The 25,193-nt window shown below is 41.0% G+C and carries 20 protein-coding genes and 1 pseudogene; 4 read left to right on the top strand and 17 right to left on the bottom strand.

Annotation, left to right across the window (positions count from 1 at the left end):
- Nucleotides 1–3: 3 nt before the first annotated feature.
- Both KO534_RS18095 and KO534_RS18100 read right to left on the bottom strand, forming a co-directional pair.
- A complete protein-coding gene (locus tag KO534_RS18095) occupies nt 4–1,680 on the bottom strand; it encodes a sodium:solute symporter family protein (protein WP_215931766.1) in 1,677 nt (558 codons plus the stop codon).
- A 54-nt stretch (nt 1,681–1,734) separates the two neighbouring features.
- Nucleotides 1,735–2,649, bottom strand: coding sequence for a dihydrodipicolinate synthase family protein (locus KO534_RS18100; protein ID WP_215931768.1), 915 nt, complete (start codon nt 2,647–2,649; stop codon nt 1,735–1,737).
- 235 nt (nt 2,650–2,884) lie between these two features.
- Between KO534_RS18100 and KO534_RS18105 the strand changes: the two genes are divergently transcribed.
- Nucleotides 2,885–3,646 carry an IclR family transcriptional regulator gene (locus KO534_RS18105; protein WP_215931770.1) on the top strand — a complete coding sequence of 254 codons (762 nt, stop codon included), beginning with the start codon at nt 2,885–2,887 and terminating at the stop codon, nt 3,644–3,646.
- A gap of 112 nt (nt 3,647–3,758) precedes the next feature.
- Here the strand turns inward: KO534_RS18105 and KO534_RS18110 are convergent, their stop codons facing one another.
- The 7 genes from KO534_RS18110 to KO534_RS18140 form a co-directional block, all read right to left on the bottom strand.
- Nucleotides 3,759–3,902, bottom strand: a complete 144-nt coding sequence (locus KO534_RS18110) for a hypothetical protein (protein WP_215931772.1) — start codon at nt 3,900–3,902, stop codon at nt 3,759–3,761.
- Nucleotides 3,895–4,074 (bottom strand): hypothetical protein, encoded by a 180-nt coding sequence (locus KO534_RS18115; RefSeq protein WP_215931774.1) that lies wholly within the window; start codon nt 4,072–4,074, stop codon nt 3,895–3,897. The genes KO534_RS18110 and KO534_RS18115 overlap by 8 nt, the downstream gene beginning before the upstream one ends.
- A gap of 39 nt (nt 4,075–4,113) precedes the next feature.
- Nucleotides 4,114–5,496, bottom strand: coding sequence for a family 16 glycosylhydrolase (locus tag KO534_RS18120; RefSeq protein ID WP_252732265.1), 1,383 nt, complete (start codon nt 5,494–5,496; stop codon nt 4,114–4,116).
- Nucleotides 5,497–5,583: 87 nt separating this feature from the next.
- Entirely contained in the window at nt 5,584–6,279 is a 696-nt protein-coding gene (locus tag KO534_RS18125; RefSeq protein WP_215931778.1) for an SDR family NAD(P)-dependent oxidoreductase, read from the bottom strand.
- Between the two features lie 21 nt (nt 6,280–6,300).
- Nucleotides 6,301–8,160, bottom strand: a complete 1,860-nt coding sequence (locus KO534_RS18130) for a CRTAC1 family protein (RefSeq protein WP_215931780.1) — start codon at nt 8,158–8,160, stop codon at nt 6,301–6,303.
- Nucleotides 8,161–8,314: 154 nt separating this feature from the next.
- Nucleotides 8,315–9,796 carry a sulfatase family protein gene (locus KO534_RS18135; protein ID WP_215931782.1) on the bottom strand — a complete coding sequence of 494 codons (1,482 nt, stop codon included), beginning with the start codon at nt 9,794–9,796 and terminating at the stop codon, nt 8,315–8,317.
- A gap of 26 nt (nt 9,797–9,822) precedes the next feature.
- On the bottom strand, nt 9,823–11,358 hold the full coding sequence (locus tag KO534_RS18140; RefSeq protein ID WP_252732254.1) for a sulfatase-like hydrolase/transferase: 1,536 nt from the start codon (nt 11,356–11,358) through the stop codon (nt 9,823–9,825).
- Nucleotides 11,359–12,221: 863 nt separating this feature from the next.
- Between KO534_RS18140 and KO534_RS18145 the strand changes: the two genes are divergently transcribed.
- The gene (locus KO534_RS18145) at nt 12,222–13,004 is read left to right on the top strand and encodes a 3-keto-disaccharide hydrolase (protein WP_215931784.1); all 783 of its coding nucleotides are present in this window, start codon (nt 12,222–12,224) and stop codon (nt 13,002–13,004) included.
- Nucleotides 13,005–13,134: 130 nt separating this feature from the next.
- Here the strand turns inward: KO534_RS18145 and KO534_RS18150 are convergent, their stop codons facing one another.
- From KO534_RS18150 to KO534_RS18180, 7 genes and pseudogenes are all read right to left on the bottom strand, one after another.
- On the bottom strand, nt 13,135–13,980 hold the full coding sequence (locus KO534_RS18150) for an alpha/beta hydrolase fold domain-containing protein (protein WP_215931785.1): 846 nt from the start codon (nt 13,978–13,980) through the stop codon (nt 13,135–13,137).
- A 2-nt stretch (nt 13,981–13,982) separates the two neighbouring features.
- Entirely contained in the window at nt 13,983–15,512 is a 1,530-nt protein-coding gene (locus KO534_RS18155) for a sulfatase (RefSeq protein ID WP_215931787.1), read from the bottom strand.
- A 296-nt stretch (nt 15,513–15,808) separates the two neighbouring features.
- Nucleotides 15,809–16,586 (bottom strand): annotated as a pseudogene (locus KO534_RS23520) (helix-turn-helix domain-containing protein); the annotation flags it as partial.
- 186 nt (nt 16,587–16,772) lie between these two features.
- On the bottom strand, nt 16,773–17,507 hold the full coding sequence (locus KO534_RS18165) for a FadR/GntR family transcriptional regulator (RefSeq protein ID WP_215931791.1): 735 nt from the start codon (nt 17,505–17,507) through the stop codon (nt 16,773–16,775).
- Nucleotides 17,508–17,607: 100 nt separating this feature from the next.
- Nucleotides 17,608–18,246 carry a 2-dehydro-3-deoxy-6-phosphogalactonate aldolase gene (locus KO534_RS18170; protein ID WP_215931793.1) on the bottom strand — a complete coding sequence of 213 codons (639 nt, stop codon included), beginning with the start codon at nt 18,244–18,246 and terminating at the stop codon, nt 17,608–17,610.
- Nucleotides 18,233–19,147, bottom strand: coding sequence for a 2-dehydro-3-deoxygalactonokinase (locus KO534_RS18175; protein WP_215931795.1), 915 nt, complete (start codon nt 19,145–19,147; stop codon nt 18,233–18,235). The genes KO534_RS18170 and KO534_RS18175 overlap by 14 nt, the downstream gene beginning before the upstream one ends.
- A gap of 30 nt (nt 19,148–19,177) precedes the next feature.
- Nucleotides 19,178–20,746, bottom strand: a complete 1,569-nt coding sequence (locus tag KO534_RS18180; RefSeq protein ID WP_215931797.1) for an MFS transporter — start codon at nt 20,744–20,746, stop codon at nt 19,178–19,180.
- Nucleotides 20,747–20,848: 102 nt separating this feature from the next.
- Between KO534_RS18180 and KO534_RS18185 the strand changes: the two genes are divergently transcribed.
- Together KO534_RS18185 and KO534_RS18190 are read left to right on the top strand one after the other, a co-directional pair.
- Nucleotides 20,849–21,898 carry an SMP-30/gluconolactonase/LRE family protein gene (locus KO534_RS18185; protein WP_215931799.1) on the top strand — a complete coding sequence of 350 codons (1,050 nt, stop codon included), beginning with the start codon at nt 20,849–20,851 and terminating at the stop codon, nt 21,896–21,898.
- Nucleotides 21,899–21,947: 49 nt separating this feature from the next.
- The gene (locus tag KO534_RS18190) at nt 21,948–23,933 is read left to right on the top strand and encodes a glycoside hydrolase family 127 protein (protein ID WP_215931800.1); all 1,986 of its coding nucleotides are present in this window, start codon (nt 21,948–21,950) and stop codon (nt 23,931–23,933) included.
- Nucleotides 23,934–24,226: 293 nt separating this feature from the next.
- On the opposite strand, the gene KO534_RS18195 is transcribed toward KO534_RS18190, so the two are convergent.
- Nucleotides 24,227–25,156 (bottom strand): family 16 glycosylhydrolase, encoded by a 930-nt coding sequence (locus KO534_RS18195; protein WP_354667961.1) that lies wholly within the window; start codon nt 25,154–25,156, stop codon nt 24,227–24,229.
- Between the last annotated feature and the right edge of the window lie 37 nt (nt 25,157–25,193).

Below are 25,193 nucleotides of genomic sequence, written 5' to 3' on the forward strand. Positions count from 1 at the left end.
TCTTTAACCTTCTTCATTAATGGTTGTTTGTTGAGTCGCTTTTGGCTTGACTAGCCAAGCCAACATTAAGATAGCGATTCCTACCGTGGCTAACACTCCTTGGGCGTAATCGGCCATCCAACCTAATCCCAAAACAAATAAGCCAATCATAGCTATTCCGGTTGCGATAATTTTTCGCCCATATAAATTTTGCTCATCATCGCTATGATCTTGATTTTCAAATGTTGTATTGTCGACTCTGCTATTAATGTAATCGATATATTGTGGATTATCTTTCTTAGCGAGCACAAAACGTAATTCAAATAAGCTAAGTAATATAAATGGCACTAAAACACCTACTAACATTTCTGGCGAGCGTTCCAACTCAAAATCAAACATTGCGGGCGAGACAAACTTAAAAAAACCGTTAACCAACAAACTCAAAACAGTAGTAATCACCACACTTTTCCCCGTTTGCGCTTTTGAGAATAAAGACCAAATAGGCGGTAAAAATAACGCGGCACCTGTTATCGCGGCTAAGCTAAATACGACTTCCACTATGCCACCCATGTTTTGCACCATCAGTGCAACACCTGTCGCAATCAATCCAAATACTAGAGTTGAAAAACGCGCCACACGCATGGTTTCAGCCACCGATGTATTAGTGCGAAATACCCGATATATATCATTGGTAAACACACCAGATGCAATATTCAATGTGGTATTCACAGAGCTTGCGGTCGCAAACACCATGGCCCCTAAAATCAAGCCCATCACACCATCCGGCACCACTTGCTGACTTATCATCAAATACGCGCCCTCAGCTTCTGTACTGGATAAATCAGGCTGCATGATCCGATAAATCATTGGGGGTAACATCCAAATCATTGGGGCAACTAAATACAGGCTACCAAATAAAAAGCCAACCTTTTTAGCATCTCTTGGGCTCGCAACACTGGTATAACGCTGCACGTATGCCCAACTTCCACCGATAAACACCATGTTATAAAAGCCAAAGGCAAACATAAACCAGGGGGCATATTCGGCATTAGTTAAAGCAAAAAATCCTTCAGGGGATTGTTCAATAAAACCACTTACGCCGTTCACTTGATCAAAGGCTAATGGCACCACAATTAGCACTGCAGCTACCAACACCACAAACTGTAAAACATCTGTCACTAATACAGCCCACAGGCCTCCGACAGCGGTGTATAAAATAATTAAGCAACCTAAAACAACAATAGCGGTAGACAAAGGTACTCCCGCAGTAACCTCTAACATTTTGCCCACAGGATATAAAAAAGCACCACTACCAAAAATAGAAATAAACAAGAAAATTAGAGTGTAAAATTTTTGAGTTTTTGCCCCTAACCTTTGGGTGATAAATTCAGCTGCAGTTAATGCTTTAGTGCGATTCCATTTAGGCGCAATATAAAACCCTACGATAAAGCCCGCGATACTCATAGTGGTTTGGATTGTCACCGCAACCAAGCCATTGTTGTAGGCAATGGCTCCCCAGATAACGAAAGTTCCCACAGAAAAGAAGCTCATAAACAAAGACAAACCACTGATCCACCATGGCACCGCTCCTCCAGCCGCAAAAAATGATTTCACATTTTTACCACTGCGAGAAAAGGATAAACCTAAAATAAAAACCAGTGCCGAAAAAGCGATAGCAATAGCGATATCAAATTGACTCACGGCCAAACTCCTCGTTTATTATTTGCTGCTTGATCATTGCCTACACCTACACTGTTAAGCTTTAAGGGCTGGCATTAAGCCATCTAATTTCGCATACAGCTTTTTCAATTCTTCGATGTTTTTGGCATCTAATTTGGGTCCAGTGTCACGTACCTGAGGACATGTAATAATGCCTCTTTCAAACAATATCTGTTTAGTTAAGCTACAACGATAAATCGCCTGCATATTTAAAATAGGCATCATCTGACAATATAAATCTAAGGCCTTCTCAAATTGCCCTTGGTTGTGAGCATCCACTAAAAGCTTGTGTACCTCTGTTAACTCACAAGCGGGAACGGTTCCTAGCGCGTTTCTGTCTAACTCATCAATAATATAACGCCCACCTGCACCACCAAACACACCAATTAAAGTATCGGGAGCTGCTGCAAGTAACTGTTCCATACGCTGACCACAGGGCATAGTTTCTTCTTTGACATAACGTATTTCGGGCACTTGTTTTAAAATGCTAATCACTGTTTCGATAGCCATACCAGCGCCCATAGGTGCTGGTGCGTTCTGCAACATAACGGGGATGTTTGCTTTTTGAGCCAGCTCTTTATAAAAATTCACCATTGCCTGCTCGTCACCAGCAAATTTATTTGGTGCCATCACCATAGCGCAAACAGCGCCCGCTTGTGCACCATGTACCGAATATTCGATCACTTGCTCGGGAGTACTGGCACTCGCGCCCACGACAAAAGGTACCTTACCTTGAGTCAACTCGCCGACTAATTTAGTAGTTTCTAATCGTTCTTCTCTGGTTAAATAACTGTATTCGCTCGCTAAACCAGGAAACACCACCCCATCGACACCACATTCCAAAATATAGTTTATGGCCGATTTAAAACTTTTGAGATCGATGTCACCTTCGGCTGAAAAAGGTGTAGGTATTACTGGAAAAGTGCCGCTTAAATGATTGTTTACAGACATAGTTATAGATTGCATTTCAGGTTATTAATAGCGCTATTACAACACCAAATATCAATAATAGCAATTTAAAATAATTATAAATGTTAACTTTTTGTTTTCATACATTGAGTTAATTACCTTAAGAGAGTATTTTCATAAATATTCCATTTATTAATTAAACTATTATAGAAATTTAAATTTGCTTCGCTTACCATGACAAAACATCACCAATAAACATTAAAGAATATTAACCATTATGATTACTAAGCCCGGCTCACAAACTAATCAAAGTATTGTAGATGGTATCGCTGTATTACAAGCTTTAGCGGTTTCTTCAACTCCTGTTGGAGGCAAAGAGTTAGCCGAGCAACTGGGCCTGGAAACAACAAGAGCTAATCGTTTGTTAAAAACGCTAGCATCCATTGGCATCACCCAACAAACTGTCGGTCGAAAATATCAGCCTGGGCCAGGCATGCACGTGCTGGCATCGCAAAGTTTGTATGCATCTGGATTATTACGCAGTGCGATGCCCACTTTAGAAAAACTGTCCTTTTTCGGTCGTACCGTCGCATTAGGCGTACTATGGAACGATTCAGTGTCGTTTTTGTACCACGCCAAACCTGGCATGTCTTCAACCGAAGCCATTGGACGTATTGGCCTGCGCACAGCTACAAATAGTGGCATTGGCATGGTGTTACTTTCTCAATTGGACCAAGAATCAGTCAAACACATTTATCACGACAAATTAATCCCCGGCTATCCAGAAGGCATCACCTCCTTACTGAATACTTTAAACGCTATTCGCCAACAAGGTTATGCCAGAGTCGAAGTTACCTCAGAAACACCACAAATAGAAAATAGACCATCTCATACTGTTGCAGTAGCAATAGGTAATCCTATTAACGCAGCTATTGCCATTTCTGGATGGATTTCTGAAAGTGACACCCTGGAAATAGCTAAAGAGCTTCAACACGCTAAACAAACTATTGAAGAAACACTAAAAGATTCAAATAAGTAATATTCAATATATTTCACTCAATTGATTAAGTTTGTGACTGAAGAACAAACATGGGAAACGGCTACTGTTCGATAGCGCCTATTAATCAGATCTATTAACTTAGCCGATAATTTCAACCATTTTTTGCTTGATGAATGGTAACTGGCCAGTCTGCAAATTGACTTTTTGCTCTACTAACTTCTGGCATACCCACTGCATAAACGTACATTTTACTCTTTTCATGCATATAAAAACTCACCGGTTTGTGCTCAGTCATGTTTAGGGCGATTTTTGTGGGGAATCCCCATTTGATCGAGTAACGCAAAACGCAGCCACCCCGCTGAAATTGCTGGCGTACGAAAAGACCAGTCACTGTCTCGTTGCTCGTCTCGATTAGCAGCACAACTAACACTTGCCGCTGCACCGCTCGCTGCTGCGACTAATTTCAATACTTCGCGACTAGAGAAATATCTTTCAATTCAAACTCACTACTTTTTGGTTATCGCAATATCATCAATGTAAAACAAACGGTTGCCATTGGACGCTTCTTGAGGAAGAACAACAATGCGTAATCTGTCTTTAGAGTTTGACGAACTTGTGCGAGAAAAAGATTGGGAAACACGCACCCATTGTCCCTTTGCTACCTTAACCAATTCGATTGGTGGGATCTCTAACCAAGGGTCTTCAAGCATGAAACGTAAGTCTTTGATGGCATTGTCTGGATCTATCCAAATATTAAACGACAACTCAAACTCACCGGAGGGAATATTCACTGAACCGTAAGGCGCAAAGACTGATACTTCTTTCCTCGTTGAACCCTGTGGTTGGTTATACCTCAAACTTTTTCGGCCAGTCGAGAATTTATATTGGTCAAAGTCCGTAACGGAAAAAAACTTAGCCGAGTCAGCATCCATCCACCAAAATTCTGCCGTTTTATTTCTTAAGGTGGGCTTGCGCGTTGAAGCAACGTTGATTGGCCCTTCAAATCCAAAAAATGCCCTATCAACTAAGTTAGTATTCGGTTTCTGCCAAACACGTACATAGTCGATTTCAAAATCGACCGGTAACTCACCTTCATCAGGAATGCCATGCCAGGGAAATACCTCAGAATCAAACCATAGTTCCAATGGGTTATTAAGCACCCAATTATCGCCCATCTCCTGCTGGGTGGCGTGGTGAACTAATTTCCCGTCTAAGTACATTTTCAACCCATCTGGCAACCATTCAACACCATAAACATGAAACTCATCAGCTGTACGCCCCGTCATTTTATGGGCATGTTTCCACACTTTGTTCTTTTTAGGATGCCCAGGACGCCAATCATGTATGGAAGTCACAAAGGTAGTTTCTGGATTTCGGTTTCCTGTTTTTACCCGTCCTATTAACTCAAACACATCCAACTCTTGCTGGTAACCTGTTCCCCAAAACGCTCCTGTCATTGCCGCATCCGGAATTTTCACCCGCACTTCCATATAGCCATATAAAAACGTGTTATGGCTAATAACGGCTGCAGTCGTAATATTTTCATATTTGCTAACGTTTTGTTTGGGTGGTGGAACTCCTAAAAAATCGTAGTCAGGCTGCCACCGAGTGGTCAGTTTTAGATGTCCATCTTCTAATCGCACATTGTGCGGAGCAAACTGTGATGGCGCTCTGCCTTTCCAAATATAAAACTTTTCGTTAGTCCCTTGTACATACCATTTGTTGGTATCAATGGTGTCACTGTTGAACTCATCACTGACTTGCGAGTTAAGCCGCCAACCGCCGTGATTGTCAGGATCTGACGCGGGCAATAAAGACAGTGCGCTAGTCGACCCGCTTGCGCCTATGAACACATTCAATAATATGAATAAAAAGGTATATTTGATCATTTTCACAAGTAACATCTCATAAATAGTTTCGTCTAACAGTCAAAATTTAGCCTGAGTGCAGAAGACCAATCGGCAAAAAATTGTGAATTAAAAGTTATCTTCACATTGAGGTCTAAGTACTAATTCGTGAATATGGGTATGAATGTCCACATCTAGTTGTAGCAATATTGCTTTAGCAACCGCTTGCGCAGATAAATACTCAGGGCGTTCAGCCGCTCTAAACTCGGTATCAACCCCGCCTGGATATATCGATAAGAACTTAATGCCCTCTGACTTCAATTCTTTACGCATCACTTTAGTGAAACTATCAAGGGCTGTTTTCGTGGCAGTGTAGGCGGCAATACCCGGGTTAGCGAATAAACAAACTGTTGATAACACATTTACAATAGTGCCTTGATGCTGGCTTTTCATATCGGGCAATACCGCTTTAATACAAGCAATTGGAGCATAAAAGTTGACTTTCATCATCCAGTCAAGCTCTGGGATTTCTGTCTGATATGCTTGTTTACGCACGTTATTAATTCCTGCACAGTTGATTAGAATATCCACTGTGCCGTGTTTAGCATTGGCTTGTGTTAAAAAGCGGGTAAAGCATTGTTCATCAGTAATACAAAATGTATCAGCTACAACATCCTCAGGTCTGGATAACTCACTAAGTGTGTGTTGCAATTTATCTTTATTTCGCCCACACACACTTAACCGATACTGTTGCTTTTCAGCCATAACCGCTAAGGCTCTTCCTATACCCGATGAAGCTCCGGTAATAACGACATGCTTTCTCATTTTTTAAATTCCTAAGGCCTTCTAACTACCCACCAATATTGTGCTATTTAGTTTTTTAACATCAATCAATTGGCGTTCACCATTACTCCAGCTAATGGTGGCAGAATCGACCTTGCTACAAGCGCCTAACCCAATATGCAGCTGATTATTATTACCCTGTGAAAAGGGTGATGACGTTGCACCTACAATTCTGACATAGTTATTACCACAAGCTTTCAGCTGTAGTTTTGCACCTTGGGCAATCACCCTCTTATTCGGTGAGTGACCCACATTCACCGTGATGAAATGATTGTCGTTGTTTAGCTGATTGGTATACAGATGCCATCTACCTCGTTCATTGTTATAAATAATGTCGAGATCACCATCAATGTCATAGTCGATTAGCTCGGCTCCACCGCCTGTTGCGCCCAGCTCTTTTGACACTAAGCCATGAGCAGATGCAAGCTTGAATGACTTACCCTGTTGGTTTAATAGCAATATTTGCTGGTTTTCTGTCGCCATATTCCCCACCCTCACGACAAATAAATCACTCCAACCATCGTTATCAAAATCGCCCGCCACCGCGCTAACCGTCTGTTCAGGGATATTGATACCAAGCTGTTCGGTGACATCAACAAACTTACCGTCTCGATTCTCTAACAATTTAGCCGGCAGCAAATCAGGCTCAATCACCGAAGGCCTTGATACAACATTATGGATCACCCCTGCTGTTGGAGAAGTGGTTTCCCCTCCAACGCGCCACACGCCATTACCTAAATAGCCAATATAAAGTCCTTTTTTATCTTGAACTTGAGGCCAGCCTTTTGCTTGTTCCGACATTAAGGTTAAATTTCTTTCACCAGAGCGTTCAGCATCAAACTCAACCAATGTTTTGTTACTGCCAACAAAGACGTCAAAGTGCGGATAAGCCATTTGGAGGTTTTCTAAAATGAAATCTCCGTCAATGGTTAGATCATCAAATTGAAAGGTTTGACGGCGAACAAAAAAGGCAAACCGCTTGTTTTGTTCGTCATAGAAACGTTCTTCATAAAATTGGTGTTTGGAGCGCGTCAGGAATAAATCCATATCACCATCATTATCAAAATCAATTTCGGCGATACTACGCACTTTAGTCGTATCTGCTAACTCACCAAGTACCTGTTTTGATTGATCGCTAAAGCTTAAGCCTTCACCACCCACTGCTGCCACAATGTTATCGCCGCCGTGAAATATCACATCGGGATCTCCATCATTATTGATATCAGTTACAGTCATTTTATAACCTAACCATTTAGCTTGCGGTAAGATGCTGTCATAAATTAACTTGCCCTGTTCATTTTGATAGAAGTAGTTAGCACCTTTTGGTTGAGACTTTAAAGGAAACGCAGAAAATACCATTTCTACATCGCCATCTTGATCGGCATCCATCATCTTTGCGGCTCGACCTCTAGTACGTTGGTATAATGGAAACTCTTTACCTTTAGATATTTTACGGTCTTTGCTGACTTCAAATTCAATGGGATACCGTGGTTTTTTACCTCCACCGCCACCTTGAGAAATCATCAATTCAACTAATCCATCGTTATCATAATCCGCTGCCGCCACTCCGTGAGTATCGCCAGAAATGACTTTTACCGGTTCAGAAAAAACACCGCCGTTATTCCAATAAAGCTCTACCGCTTTACCATGTTCCGTAAGCAGCATATCCTGCAGGCCATCTTGATCTAAATCTGCAACCACTGCTGCATCCCACTTACGCCGAGAATCGGGTTTTGTTGGCAAAATATTTACAGTTTCACGAAATAATTGACCAGATTGTTCAAGATTTAAAGAGGCAGTTGCGGTAACTTTAGGCGACTCTTTTGTAGTTAACTCGTTAGTATCTGCAGAAGAATCAGACATCACAGAGCATCCAGTAATCGTTGATAGTAGCCCCACGATAACGAGCGATATTTTAGTTATTTGTGATTTTTGCATTAGAGTTCTTTTCTTAAAAATATAACTGAGAATGTAGGCCACCAACTCGGGTGGCTATAAAAAACAATTGTATGTTTAGCTATTGTCTTTCAGCAATTGCCGAAAATGTTTCATGAAACCGTGGCATCGACTTTTCTCGCCATAAGGTTCCTTCTTCGTGTTTGTGAAACCAAAGTGGTTCGGCATGGGTCCACGTCCAGGCTTCCATTTCGGCTTGCATCTCTCTTAATATATCAGGGTGTTTTTTACTTAAATCGTGTTGCTCACTGATATCTTTTTCAATATCAAAAAGCTGCCATTCCTTGCCAGTAGTGATCGCTTTCCATTGATTTTTGCGCGCTGCGGCTTCTGAAAAGCCAGTGCGATGACGCAGGGCGTAAATCATTTCATCAGGACGAGCATTGCTATTATTGGCTAAAGCAGGCCAAATATTCTTGCCATCTAACTTTTTGTCGCTCGGGATATTTGCATTTGCAAGCGCCGCAAATGTGGGAAAAAAATCGAGTGTAATAACGGGATGATTATATTCTTTCCCCGCAGCCACTTTGTTAGGCCAATGGAAAAACATCGGTGTTCTAAAGCCGCCCTCTTTAACATCCCCCTTCTTGCCAATAAGCGGATGATTACTCGCCCCTGTATTTGGCTTACCACCATTGTCACTTAAAAATACAATTAAAGTATTTTCATATTGCCCACTATCTTTAAGTGCTGTAACAATACGCTTTACCCCTCGGTCAACGGCGTAAACCATACCTGCGTAGGTTTTACGTTTCTTATCTTGGATATCAGGAAACATCGCCATATCTTCTTCTTTAGCTTCCATAGGTGTATGCGGAGCGTTGTAGGCAAGGTATAAGAAAAATGGCTGAGACTTGTCTTTGGCAGCTGTTTTAATAAAGTTTACCGCTTCTCGAGACAGGCCATCAGTCACATATTCAGTTTCATCAACTTCCACTCCATTTCTTTCTAATGGTTTGAGATAAGAAAATATCGCGTAATCTAATCCGTTTTTTGTTTGACGGTTATAAGCGGCTTTAAATTGCTTTGGAAAATACTTATGGCCGCCATTTAGAAAACCATAAAACTCATCAAAGCCACGATTATTAGGATGAAACTCAGCATCTTCTCCTAAATGCCATTTACCCAACGCGCCGGTGTAATAGCCGGCATCTTGTAATACTTTTGAAAAATACGTTTCACCGGTCGGCACACCTAAATGGCCAGAACGGCTACTTCTAGGTAAATTGAACTGAGATCCAAACTTATGTGGGTAACGACCTGTCATCAAACCAGCACGGCTAGGCCCACAAAACGCGTGAGCATTGTAAGCGGAGGTGAACTTGGTTCCTCCTTGCGCAAGTGCGTCTAAACTAGGTGTTTTAATATCTTCTGCACCATTAAAGCCCACATCGCCATAACCTAAATCATCTGCCAGTATCAATAAAATATTGGGGCGTTCTTGCTCTTTAGTCGGTTGTGCGGGTGATGCATAAGCAATTGTCGATATAACTGTTGTCGCAATCACACTTAAGATAATCGCTTTTTTAATATGAATAATCATCTATTTTCTCTGAATTAACTTTTGGTTTATAAATAAGCGTTAGCATGGTGTTCAAGCTTAGTTAATGACGGGTCTTCAACACGTGCTAATTCTTTCATCAACAGTTTCACCATGTGAGCGCGTTGCTTTTTATATTGAGGATTTTTAATTTGATTGGTGATTTCACCTGGATCCTGAGTTAAATCATAAAATTCATCACGGTTGTCGCCGGGGTTCCAAACAAATTTAAATTCTGGTGTTCGCACCGCCCGGATACCAAACCAAGCGCCGTTGTACCACTCATAGGCATACAGAGCGACATCTGGCTGACCTTTTTCGGCCTCATCTCCCTGCTTCATTAACGGCATTAACGTATGGCCATCAACCTCTCCATCGGTGGGTAATTGCATCCATTGTGCAATGGTGGGGGTGACATCCAACATCGATACTTGACGATTAACCACTTTCGGTTCGATATTTGGATCTTTAATTAGAAGAGGCATTCGCATAAGTTCATCATAAGCATAAGGCCCTTTATCATATAAAGTATGCTCACCTAACATACTGCCTTGATCACCCCACAACACTATATGTAAATCATCGTATATGCCTTCTTCTTTCGCCGTTTGTATTAATTCACCGACAATGCGATCAACCATTGCTATAGCGCCGTAGTAATAGCTGCGCGCTTTACGCCAATCCATATCGGTCATATGGCCAACGTCATGCCATGGCCACCAAATACCATCTTGTGCTAAAGGCTTATTAACTCGCCTTGCTAAATGATTTGTTGGTAACTTAATTTTTTTAGGGTCATACATACTGGCATAGGGCTCAGGTACACGGTACGCGGGATGCGGTTGATTAAAACTAACGACTCCAAAAAATGGTCTTTCATCATTTGCCATTTGTTTTAACATTTTCTTGCCGGCCACGAGTTTATTGTATGCTTCCGTATCTTCGTAGTCTCCATCAAGAGTTTTGTAGTATTCATGTTTTTCGTTGTTTTTATCCAACTTCCCCTCGTAATACCCCTTCACTTGCCCTACTTTTGCATACGGCGTATAAACCCGTGAAAAGCGCTTTCTTGGCTCATGCCCTTGTGCCAAATCAATTTCGGCACCACGTAACTCAGTACCTCGTGCTCCTAGATGCCATTTTCCAACGTGACCGACTAAGTAGCCTGACTCTGACGCTCGCCTTAGTAGTCCACCTTCTTTCAAGTCCAATTCTGCTAGTCGCGTAGAATATAACTCGACATTATCGTCTAAACCGGTTTTATGCCCCCAACGACCAGTATAAAAAGCAGCTCGGGATGGGGAGCATAAGCCTGTTGTAGTCATTGCATTATCAAAGCGGGTTGACTCTGCGGCTAATTGGTCAATATTGGGTGTGTTGACAGGGCCACCACGATAAGAAAAAGTATCAAAGCGCATATCATCAAACATCAACACTAAAACATTCGGCTGTTTACTTGGCGATATACTTGTTTCTGCTTTTTGCTCAGCAGTGGCAGTAAAAGCAACCGAAGTGGCGGCAGCAATCATAGCGGCCATATGACATATAGACTTAAACACTCTCATTAGCACGATGTCCCAGATTAATTTTGATGCAACAATAATGCAATGTATATAAACATATGACGTTTAATGATTCAAGTAAAAAACGACTTCTTTACACAATTTTTACAAGTGGGGGAATTGACTATTTTGTATAATGTAAGAGAGTAAAAAAGTGTCACACTTAATGACTACTTATTGCCATTTAAGATCATTGTTCGCTTTTAGTAGTGACTTCTACTTTCGGCCAAAAACGGGCATCGTGTACCTTTGATTTTTACTTCGGTTTTACACCAAAGCGGCCCTTGTCCTTAAACTATTTTACAGCTGCTTCATCCGACATTGCTGACATTATTACAATTGAGCTATTTCCAATTACATCACGAATAATTTAACTTTGTTCTGACCCCGATATTTACGTATTTACGAACAACACTTCAGAACAGCAACAGGTAATGAGCATATGTTGCAACAATTCAAACACCATACAGACCATCAACGAATACCAAGGATGGCAAGGCTAGAGTCTTGCTCCAATCCGTCTGAATCATTAGCATCACATCTTTGAACAGCCTTCTGCATAACATGTGCTCATCCACGTTGCCTGTCATTTGAGTTTGGTTATACATTTAAACGTTTTCAGCGCGTCTCGTCCTAAAAAATTCTAATTCCTAACTTTAAAACCACAGAATCCAAATAACAGGAGCACTTTAAACTTGAAGCTGGAGCTGCGATTGGGTAGTTTGTTATTTTAGGTGTCTTATTAAAGCTTATATTCAAATGGAGGCGGTTGGCTTAATGCCTATTTTTTGCTACCGTTGAGGATTGATAGGCGAAGCAACTATTAAGTTGTGAACGTCTTATCTTTTTATTCAAAGAGTCGATAAATGAAGTTCATTATTAAAGTGCTATCTCTTAGTGTGGTTACGTTTTTTTGTGCATGCGCGTACCAAGAGTCTCCTAAAAATGATTGGATACCCATGTTCAACGGTAAAAACTTAGATGGTTGGACGGTAAAAATCCATCATCATAATGTCGGTGATAATTACGGCGATACCTTCCGAGTTGAAAATGGACTACTGCGAGTTAACTACGATAAATATGATAACTTTGATAATCGATTTGCTCACCTTTACTTTGATCAGCCCTTTGCTAATTTCCACCTAACACTCGCGTATCGATTTTACGGCGAATTCATGCATGATGCGCCTCATTATGCAGAACGAAATAGCGGTGTGATGTATTACAGCCAAGCGCCGAATTCTATTTTAAAAGAACAAGATTGGCCTATATCTGTTGAAATGCAATTTTTAGCGGATCTTGGAGACGGCAAGCCTCGCCCTACAGGCAATATGTGTTCTCCTGGCACTGATATAGAATATAAGGGAGCTATTTATGACGAACATTGCTTGGAATCGTCGTCTTCTACTATCCCAGTTGATGACTGGGTTAGGGCAGAGCTCATCGTACAAGATGGTATGGTAACGCACATTATTAACGATGAAGTAGTGTTGCAGTACACTCAGCCTAAAATGGGAGGACGCTTTATCAAAGGATACGATCCTAAAATGTGGATACCGGGTAAATCATTGACTTCTGGGTACATTGCTTTGCAAAGTGAAGGTCATCCCATTGAATTTAAAGATCTCATGGTCAAGCCTTTACCTTGACTGAACGTGCTTATGGTAGCTAGGGTGTTATTTTGTATTCAAATGTTGCACATGCTTTAGGGGTGTACGTTATGGCACCAATACCCGTTTCCCGCCAGCATCATTATTAGTTTGCCAGTTGTATGACTTTTTAGTTGGCATTTAGGAGAGAGATCCACCCCATTACACTGCTTTTTACCACATCATCTTTCTTTAGTAGCTGATTAATAATACTTTTGTGATCTCTGTTCATGGCTTCAATTACCTGCACATGATTATGGTTAATGAACATGGCCTGTGCAAATTGTTGAATTTCTTTGTCCATACCAGGATGGTCATTGTCCGCATACATAAGCAACATAGGCAATTTGTTTTGCTCAATATGTGACGTCACTGACGCCGATCTATATATATGTTTATCGGTGCCCCACACTTGCTCTAAATGTGTTTTGTTAAGGTTTGAGAGTTCAAGCAGTGGACTAATTGCCACAACCCCTTGAATATTACCTCGTAAATTAGCGAGTTTAGACAACCACTGTTCATCAACGGCCAATAAGGCCGCAAGGTAAGCCCCAGCAGAATGCCCCGATATAACAATGTTAGAGGTATCACAACCGTAAGACTGCATATGTTGAACGGCCCATTTTATCGCTTTTACTGCATCTAACATTTGTGCTGGAAAAAGATGTTCTGGCGCTAAACGATAGTTTGGCGCAACAACGCATAAGCCTAATTGTGCAAAAGTTTCGGCAAATGCTTTTGACCCTTTCTCTTTAGAACCAAAGGTTAATCCTCCACCGTGAAAGTGCACCAGTACAGGATTGTTATCCCTTACTTTAGGTAAGTAAACATCTAACTTATCTCGATTGTCTGAATAGTCAACTGAGGGCACGTAATCAATATTTTGCTTGGCTTGTATAGGCTTAGCAGCGAGTACATCTTCTACAATAAACAGCGCAGTGCAACAACACACCGCAGTGATAATAGGTCTAAGCATCATTATTCCTCAACCAATTTAGGAAACCACGGGGCTTGACCATTTTTACTTTTTAAGAATTGGGCCTGTGTTTGTTGATACCATTTATGTAAATTCAAACGCATCGCATTAAGCCGATCTGGATATTTACTGGCAAGATCGGTTTGCTCGCCAATATCAGTGTCAAGGTTAAACAAGTGCGTTCGGCCATCTTCAAACCGTTCAATTAATTTCCAATTTCCTTCACGGATCGCAGCGCCGGGAAAACCACCTTGATTCGAATAATGCGGGTAATGAAAATACAGAGGCCGAGTGACTAAACGCTTACGATCAGCTTGTGATGGTATAAATGGGTTTAGATCTACGCCATCTACATGTTGTTGCGGCAATAAAGGAATATTAGCCGCACTCAATAAAGTAGGGTATAAATCAGTTGAAGTGACGGGCTCATTGACTTGATTACCACTGTGTTGCATTTGTGGCAGTCTAACAATTAATGGCACGCGAATGCCTCCTTCATATAACCACCCTTTCCCCCCCCTAAGCGGTAAATTAGAGGTAGGTGATCCCTCCGCGCTAGACAAGCCGCCATTATCTGACGTAAAAACAATAAGGGTATTTTGATCGAGCCCGGTTTGTTGAAGTTTCGCCAACAATCGCCCTACCTGCTTATCCATTTGGTTGACCATGGCAGCGTAGGTAGGATGATTCTGTTTTACCCGAACCTCTCGTTTATCGGCAATAGGCCATACTTGTTCTTCATCTTGAAACTCATCGTTATGGGCCAATGTTTGTGTTTTTGCTTGATACCTTTGAACATCTTGCTGAGGGGCCTGTAAAGGCGTATGCACGGTATAAAAGGATAGCATCATGAAAAACGGGTCAGATTGCTGGCTATATTGATCTACTAAAGCAATGGCTTCATTGGTTAAACGGGCCGTTAGATACTCACCTTTGGGCCCATCCTTAAGGCGTGAATTTTTATAAGGCGAAAAATACCCTGCCGCAGGATGACCATTTTTAGTGCCGGCTATATTGACGTCAAAGCCTTGATGTTCAGGCCATAAATGTTCACTTAATCCTAAATGCCATTTCCCCAAAAAAGCAGTGTGGTAGCCGCTTTGCTTAAACGCTTCGGCAATGGTGGTTTCTGAAAGTGGTAAATAGTCTTTAAAACTTGCGGGTAAAAAACGACCAGAACGGGCTGGTTTATTTTTAGTGGGAAACCAATCGGTAGCTTGCCCTCGAGTGGGGTGTTTTCCTGTTAAAAGTGCGAACCGAGAAGGGCTGCACACTGGGTTAGCCGCATAGCCATTAGTAAACATTACACCTTGCCCAGCTAGGGCGTCTATATTGGGCGTGTCGTAAAAGCTTTGTGGGTTAAACGCCTTAATGTCTGAATAGCCTAAGTCATCTACCACAATAAACAACACGTTGGGCTTTTTTTCAGGTGGTGAGGCTTTGGCAGAGCTCAAGCCGGCACTTAAACACAACAGAAGCAATGAAAGATAAGCCTTTGCTTTACAGCTAAAAAGGATAGAAGGTGTGGTCATAAAATCGCTCGTAAGATAACTCTTCTATAACAATACATAAACATAATATGTTTATCAACATAAAACCTTCCAGGGGTGAGATGCAATAATTAGCCCATAGTTTATTCGGGCTTGTTTATGTTTAAAGACGGCTTGAGAGCATTGTTTAGGGGTAAATACCTGAAGCTAAGAGGACATCAACGTTAAATATCACCCAAGCCGAATTGACTGAAATGTTAGATACCCCAAAAACGCCATATCTAGAATTGAAGACCACGCCGATGACGTAAAACTCTCAACCCTAGAACGCTTCACCTCTGCCTTTTAGCTAGCTGGTTGTCCAAATCATCAGATTCGATATCTACAGTTGTGTAAAATTCTGCTTTATCGGTTTTCTGAGATCACCCAACCTTCCCATTAAGATGTAGTGAAGCTGGTTTGTTAGGACGGAGTTTGATACGCAGCGACATCTTTTTTTTTGAACCTTATCAGCAAATAATTCTCTGCCACCATTAGTTTGAAATCGCTGGATAGGAAACGGTATTTCTTCAACGACAGCTTCAATAAAGTCTAACGTATTTGCATCTGTGCGACGCTTGTAGAGCCTAAGAACCCTATATCTAGTGCAGTCGTCAACTGAAGTATATTGATAAAGTCCAGGACCTATTTTGCGCGTATCCATTTGTACTCTATCTCCAGGCATAGGTCGTACATATCGAATGTAATCAACCTTTCGTCTAAATTTTATAACGGTTTTACTTGATTTTTTTTGAGAACTTTGTGAATTGTTGCGAGTCCTATGGATATATAGTGAAGTCTGAATAACTCGCTTTGAAGTCTTCTAGCGCCAAGTTTTCTTGTTGCGCGTAATTCTAAAAGCAGCCTCTCTACTTTGTCAGTGGTTTTAATATTTGGTGACGAATGAGGGCGTTTACTTTGACCAACTAAACCATCCTTGCCTAGCTCTTGGAAGCATCGCCACCATTTACAAAGAGTTGGTCTGGTAATGCCACATTTACAGCAAACTAGCCCTGCATCACCTTTAGATTCAAGTAGCTTAATCCAAACCAATCTATGTTGAATTTCATCGTTCATAACACCCAAGTATAGTGAAAGGATGTCTATGAATCACACACCAGAATGAGACTCTAATACTAACCCACATATACAAACCTTGCAGATGTTTGGGTAAAGATTCAAAAATTTTGATTACGTTAAACTTACTTTCGTTAATGAAAAAAGGTTGCCATCAGGCAACCTTTTTAATGAACAAACTAGCAATTACCCATCAAAGTTTTCTTTGAGTCTGCGAATAGCATCATTAAGTAGTTTTTCGGTCAAAAACTCTGCTTGGTCACCGTCACCCGCTTTCACAGCTTCGTAGACTTCACGGTGAAACGCAACTGAGTCGCTATTGTTACGTGGGTCTTGGTTTGTAATACGAACACTGACTAACAATGCTGAATAAATTACACCTTCCATTGCTGTCAAAAATTCATTATGCGCTGCTCGCAACATTGCTTTATGGAAAAGTGCATCTGCAACAATAAACTTCTCTAACGAACCTTTTTCTTCTTCCATACGAACAATGGCATCTTCGATTTCTTTAATATCTTCATCTTTGGCGCGCTCTGCCGCCCAACGTGCCGCTTTGGGCTCAAAAGCTAAACGTACATCCATTAACTGATTGATAAATTCTAATCTTGGAGTAGCAGTGATATGCCACGCAAGTACATCATCATCGAGCAAAATCCATTCGTTGCGAGGTCGCACTTTAGTGCCAATACCACGACGAACGTCAAGAAGCCCCTTGCCTACTAATATTTTAACGGCATCACGAACAACCACTCGACTTACCTGAAATCGCTCAGCTAAGGCGTTTTCATCATCTATTAATGCGCCTGGCTCAAATGAACCAGCAACGATACGGCGGCCCAATTCCCGAGCTACCTGCACCGACAAACTCGGCGTCATTTTTGTTGCTCGTTTTAGGTCGTAATAAACTAATTCGCTCATATTCGTCTATATTTCCATGTATCAATTAACTAAACATATCATGTTTACTCTATAAAGTATATCAGCTCTTTCAATAATGTCATTTACGAATTTTCGATTATTACGCGCTAATCGCCTGATATTGTTGAACAAAATTGTCAGCATTCACTCTAACTTCTTGCAAAGACATGGTGGGTTTATACAGTGAAGAACCTAATCCAAACCCCTTTGCGCCAGCATTTAAATAGGGCGCCATACTTTCATTAGTCGCATCTATGCCGCCAACAGGGTAAAACTCGGTATCGGCAGGCACGACCGATTTCATTGCTTTTAAACCATCTACCCCTACCATAGAAACAGGGAATATTTTCAATCCCGTCGCGCCAGCATGGATAGCCGTAAACGCTTCGGTTGGGGTAACAATACCCGGGTAAGTGGCGCATCCAGCACTAACGCATCGTGCAATAACGAGCGGATCACAATTTGGCGTTACCACTAAATTTGCGCCGGTAGCAATAACTTGTTCAGCCAACTCTAATGTTGTTACCGTCCCTGCTCCAATATAAAAATCATCCGTACCATAATGTTCAACTAACATTTTAATGCTGACTAACGCGTCTGGGCTATTAAGGGGTACTTCGATCATGGTAAATCCAGCAGCTATCAGTTCACTGGCAACTGGCAGACAAGTATCAGGGGTTACCCCGCGAATAATTGCAATTAACGGTATAGGTGCAGCACCGTCTTTAGCTGTTTGCATAATTAATTTCCTTAATTAACAAGCTCATTCCTGTTAGATAACATTCATTTCCAGCAATGGTTTCTGTGGAGATAGACAATTGTTTTGCCGCCGCTTCATAACGACTGCACAGATTACTACCACCGATAAGATAAACTGAAGAAGCGTGCAAATTTCGTAACTCGTAGCCAATTAACATTCCGGAGATAAAATCAGGAATTTGCTCTAGATTAAGCTGTTTGAATAAGCGATGCGTCCAGCCAAGAAAAATTTTATTAGTCAGTATCCCATCTTTACTTGCTTCAACACCTTTTGCGAAACTTTGCAGACAAAACTCTGGATTTTCGGGTAAGCCTTTACTCATCAAACTGTGATTTATTAACATTGCATAAAACTCGCCAGTTAAATAACTAGCAAACTCAACAATTTTTGCTCCCTTAACCGTAGCGTGTTTTGCATGGGTTCCAGGTAACACTGCCGCATAATCTTGTTTAGCAATTAATTGAGCTAAACCTAATAGTTGCACCTCTTCACCCCGCATAACGTCGTAATGCTGTTCTTGATATTGATGACTAACACCCGGAAAAATCGTTGCTTTTGCCCCCCAAGGTAGCTCAAAGTGATGTGCTTTGCTGGCTATTCCATTAGCACTTGCTGGTGTAGGGGCGTAATCAACATTAACCCACCCTTTTAATGAACCGACCATGCCCGCCATATAAATGGGTAAATTCTGATAATCATCTAACCATGTAGTTAAAGCCTGCTCAAGTGCATTGGCAAAATTACCGTTAGGCACTTTTAATAACCCAATAGGTTTTTCCAAGGTATCAACGAGAGTATTTTCGGGTGACATAGCAAACGCTCTAAAGTTTGTGGTCCCCCAATCAATGATTAAATGGTTGATTGTATTACTGGCTAGCATTAAAACTCCTTAATAGTTATTAAACACGACTTACGCTTTGGCCAATTGTTGCTCAAGAGCCTCAATCGATTTCCCTTTCGTTTCAGGCAGAATAAAGTACATAATGATCAAACCAGCTAATCCGATAAAGCCGTAAACGGTGAAAATACTGGCTATCCCCATATTATCGAGCTGCCATGGGAAAAACTGCTGAATAGACCATGAGGAAACGGTTTGTACCAACGCCGCAAATGGTAAGGCAACGCTTCGCACACTATTGGGGAAAATCTCTGAGAAAATCACCCACATAATGGGTCCAATTGATAAATTAAACGCCGCTAAAAACGCAAAAATACCAAATAACACTAACGGAGCATTAATATCTTGCACCGTGGCGTTGATAATGGTGCCACTAGCAATTGGCAGCTCTTTTTTATTAAACACTTGGCTTAAGGCCTGTTTTAATTCGACATCAGAATCAAAATGCTTATCAGCAAGCGCAACAAGATTACTGTCTTCTAAACCATCCTGTTTAAACTGTGTTGCAATTTCAGTCATAGCTTGGGGGCTAAAAACATAATTAGCCTGGCTAAAACCTACATAAGTTGAACCATGGGCGACCACCACCAAGACTAATCCAGCTAGAGTCAAAAAACGTCTACCTAAGCGTTCAACAAAACTAATCGCAATTAATGTTGCCAATAAACCTACTACGCCTATGACAATGGTTTGCATGAAGGTATCTTCAACACTCATTCCGACTTGCTCAAATACCATGGGCGCAAAAAACAACACTGCATTCATCCCAGTCGCCCCTTGTACAACGGCATAACAAACGGCTATGGATATAACAAAGCGCATACGTGGACTAAATAAAGCTTTTAGCTGATGACGAGTAGATAGTTTAGTTTGTTGTTTAAGCCCTAAGTTAACCTCATCTACAATGGTATCGATTTGCTCTTTAGGTGCTATTTTCTCAAACACTTGCCGCGCTTCATCTTCCCGCCCTTGCATTAATAGCCAACGGGGTGATTCTGGGATTTTAACCAGTAATGCTATCCATATAGCGTTAACGATCAGCTCAGCACCTAACATGACTCGCCAAACATTATCATTGGTAAGCCAGCTAACCTCATCAATCGCTTTTATTAGAAAGTAGTTAATGACAAAGGCCAATAATAAGCCTAAGCCAATCATAAACTGGTTAACTGAAACGAATTTACCACGTTTTTCCGGGGGAGCTATTTCACCGATGTACATGGCTGAAACAGTGATGGATGCAAAAGCAACTCCACCAATAAATCGACCCACCACCAACATTTCATAATTAACCGCAGCACTAGAGATTAATGAAGACAACGCATAAGTCACACCGATACCAAGCAGCACTTTTGCACGACCAAATTTTTCGACTAAATTACCAGTAAAAAACAGGGCAACAATCACACCCAATAAGGCACAACCTACTACTGTCCCTTGTTCAATTGCATCTAATTCAAATAAAGAGCTAACAAATCGAATCGCCCCTGAAATATTTGCAGCATCTAAACCAAAAACAAAACCACCAAAAGCGGCTACTAAGGAATAAAAGGTCACATGTGAATCTGGATTTTTTGTCATATTTTTCTCCAACCCTATATACATACGATTTATTTAAACATAATATGTTTGCAAATTTTTAAACACAACTAATAATTGAAATTAATTTGGGAGATAAACGAGATGTTATTAACGGCTCATATTAAAAACTTACCCAAAGCACTAACAATTCTTATGTTTTGGTCATCCTTCTCACTAGCAACTGGTTCTTCTTCGACCTTACAACCAGCTAAGCTATTTGCCCAACTACCCGATAACTGCCCTACCCCTGATGCTTTTGCAATAGCACCTAATGGCTCATTAACTTTGTCATGCCCTAATTTTGCAAACAAAAAATTACAGGGAGAGCTTCTTTCCATTTCTCCTAGCGGCGATGTTACCCATTTAGCAACAGTGCCTACTCTAGAGTTAACATCGAAGGCCAATCCAATGGGATTAGCTTATGATGAACAAGGCGCATTATATGTTGCTGACGCGCGCGGTATTAAAAACGGTCGAGTTTTAAAGTTGAGTTTTAACGGTAACGCATTAATTAAAACAGAAGTTATCGCACAAGGGATTAACCCTAATGGTCTACGTTATCATCATGGCGCTGTCTATATTACTCAGCTTAATATGCCTAAAGTGAAATCTAAGAAAATGACCAGTGGCATCTACCGATTTAACGCTAGCGATAGACATTTGACTATGACCAATACTTTACAAGACAAGCAACTAGTATTTACTGCTGAAACTCAAAATCCGCAGATTCAAATAGGTGTAGACGGCCTAGACTTTGACAATGCCGGACACCTATATACGACAGTTTTAGGCGACGGAGAAGTGTACAAATTATTCCTTGATGAAAATGGTCAAGTAATTGATAAAGAACTGTATGCCACAGTGCCGGCTGAATCTCGAATAGATGGAATGGTGTTTGATAAGAACAACAATCTCTATTTAGCAGGTTTTGGACTTAATCAAATTTTCAAAATCACAACGGACAAAAAGGTGATTAAGCTGGCTGATTATTCTGACAATGACGGCAGTGACGGTCAAATTGACCAGCCAGCAGATTTAATGATTTATCAAAACAAGCTAGTTATTTCTAATTTCGATTTAATGAAAGGTAAAGGCATTCGAAATACCAAACATGGTAAGCCTTACACTATTTCCTATATTGATATTAATTAGCTTGCTAATTACTACGTTAAAAGTTTAAGAGAGACAAAGAGGTAAACCGATGACAACACATGTTAACGATAAAGGCATAGTGGCTAATTACGCCAGCCCACATGTAAAGCTAAAAGCGACCAATTTTGGGGATTGTCAGTGGACATCTGGTTTTTGGGCCGAGAAAACTCAAAAAGCCATTGATGTCATGATCCCTTACATGGGTGATGTGCTATGTGGCACTGTTGGACACGCGCTAAATAATTTTAAAATTGCCGCTGGTTTAAAAGAAGGTAAGCATCAAGGTATGTATTGGCATGACGGCGACTTCTATAAGTTTATGGAAGCAAAGATATATGCCTTTGCACTTTCAAAAAATGAAGCACTACTTGCAGAGCTTGATGAATACATTGACATTATTGGCAAAGCGCAAGAGCCAGATGGTTATCTACAAACACAAATCCAATTACGTGACGATGCCGATCGTTACGAAAACCGTAAATATCACGAAATGTACAATACGGGCCATTTATTAATCAGTGCTTGTGCCCATTATCGTTTAACCGGTCAACGCAACTTTCTTAATATTGCGATTAAACATGCCGAGCTTCTATTTACCATCTTTTTCCCAGATACTAAGCATTACCGCCGCTTTGGTTTTAACCAAACCCAAATTATGGGATTAGTTGAGCTTTATCGCACTATTGGCGAGAAAAAGTACCTAGAACTCGCACAAAAATTTATCGATCGTCGTGGTACATATGAAATTGAACACGACTCAACAACAGTCGGCTACCCTATTGGCGATATGGTACAAGAACGCACGCCGCTGCGTGAAGAATCAGAACCAGTTGGCCATGCCGTATTAGCACTTTATTATTATGCGGGTGCCGCAGATGTTTATGCTGAAACAGGTGAAAAAGCTTTAATCAGCGCACTCGATAGGTTATGGGAAAGTGTTACCCAGAAGAAAATGTACGCAACTGGTGCCGTAGGTCAAACCCATTATGGCGCGTCAGTTAATCGGGACATGATTGAAGAAGGCTTCATTGATGATTACATGATGCCTAACTTAACCGCCTATAACGAAACCTGCGCCAACCTATGTAATGCCATGTTCAGTTTCAGAATGTTAGGGATTCATGGCCAAGCCAAATACGCTGATATTATAGAGTTGGTTATGTATAACAGCGGCCTTTCTGGCATCAGTGTAGAAGGTAAAGATTATTTCTACGCCAATCCACTTAGAATGCTGCACAATGCCCGAGATTATGATTCCCACGCCGATGTGACTGAAACACCGGATCGTGAAGGATATTTATCTTGTTTCTGCTGTCCACCTAACCTTGTTCGCACCATATCAAACTTATCTGGTTGGGCTTACAGCCTTGCTGATAATGGCGTTTACGTCAACCTATATGGCAGCAATAACCTCGTCAGCTGTATGACAGACGGTTCAACAATAAAACTTAACCAAGATACTGACTATCCATGGAAAGGTTTAGTGAAACTAACAGTCGAAGAGTGCAAATCTGAGGCATTTGATATTGCACTACGTATTCCGGGTTGGGCAACGGGCGCTACTATCACTATTAATGGTGAAGATGCTGGCGTATCTGCGACGCCAGAAAGTTATGCAATTATTAACCGTCAGTGGCAGCAAGCTGATGTCATTACAATTGATATACCAATGAATGCTACCTTTATCGAAGGCCACCCTCGTATTGAAGAAGTACGAAATCAAGTTGCTGTGAAACGTGGGCCCATTGTGTACTGCGTTGAAACACCTGACTTACCAGAAAATACCGGTATTTTAGATGTTTACCTTAATGGTGACAGTGACTTGAAAGTTGAGCACAAAATGGATTTCCTAGGCGGTGTATCGACCATAGGCACTGAGTTGTTACTGCGCAAAGACACTCAAAGCGACAAAATGTATAACAAGGTTCGAAAACCAAACTTTGAAACCGTCCGCGCTCAACTTGTACCGTACTTTGCTTGGAGCAACCGCGGTACTGCTGAAATGACAGTATTCATGCCGATTAAATGGAGTTAACTAAACAGTAGCGGTTAAGGGTTTTACCACTCACTCAGTAGAACCCTTAGTTGATATGTATTTTCCACAAGGATATAGTGCTTTAAAGCGACACCGAAGCTTTAAAATTATTCAAGCTTACAAAGAAGATTTTCTGTTGTATCAATACTTCCATAAACGTCACAAAAACATAGTGCCGCGAATCACAGAAACATTAACCAAATTCAAGCAAGCAGGGCAATTAGACATCTATAATATTGAATTGGATCGCAAGCCTAGCGTAGTGCAATGACTTTCTAACGTTCAAAATTGAATTAGTTTGTTAATCTTCCAAGCTGCTCTGGTTTCTGCCAAACCCTAATATACTCAACTTCAAAATCAACCACCCCGTCAGATTTCTTATCTTCAGGGCTATTTTTTTCAAGATCAGCTTTACTATTAGGCACGCCATGCCAGGGAAAGGTCTCCATATCTAGCCACAAGTGAATAGGTTTAGTTGCAACATAACCATTATAGTTTTGCGGCAAATTTTCACGATTTTTTAATGCCCATTCTCTAACTTGCACTGCCGTAACAGAAGAAAATAGTTTGCCATCGACATAATACTTAACGCCACTTTCGTCCCATTCAATGCCATAGACATGAAAATCACCTGCCACCCTAAAGCCTAAATCTTTTCTTTCGGTATAACTTGGCTTTCCGCCAACTGGTTTGTTCCAATCGCGAATTGACCACCACAACTGCCGATCTAAATGCTCTTTTTGAGGATCTTCACGGCTATCACCAAAAGTCTCAAAAAAATCAAACTCTACTCCTGTCCCCATTGACCCAAACGCACTGGTGACTTCTGCATCTGCTGATTTACTTTTTATTTCGATATATCCGTATGTAAAAGAGCGGCGGCCAATAAAACAAGGTACTGTAATATTTTCATGTTTTAGGGGCTCACCAAAAACTGGCTTTCTAATTTCTTCAGTAAATGGAAACTCAGGCTCCCAACGGGCTTCGAGCATTAACTTTCCATTTTCGAGTCGATAATTTCGCCCTGAGAATTGTGAAGGCGCTCGTCCTTTCCATACCCATTTCTGAGGCTTATCTGGATGTATATATTGAGGTTTTCCATCTTTGAATTTACCTACAATAAACCAACGCTCTTCATCAATTTCCTTGTCGTTAAATTCATCACTAACATCTTCATTTAATATCCATTTACCTAAATTTTCTTTATCAGACAAAGGTAACACTTCAGCATTAGCCAAAGTGCATACAGGTAAAAAAACA

Origin of the sequence: Paraglaciecola arctica, assembly GCF_018861065.1 — a bacterium.
GTDB lineage: Bacteria > Pseudomonadota > Gammaproteobacteria > Enterobacterales > Alteromonadaceae > Paraglaciecola > Paraglaciecola arctica_B.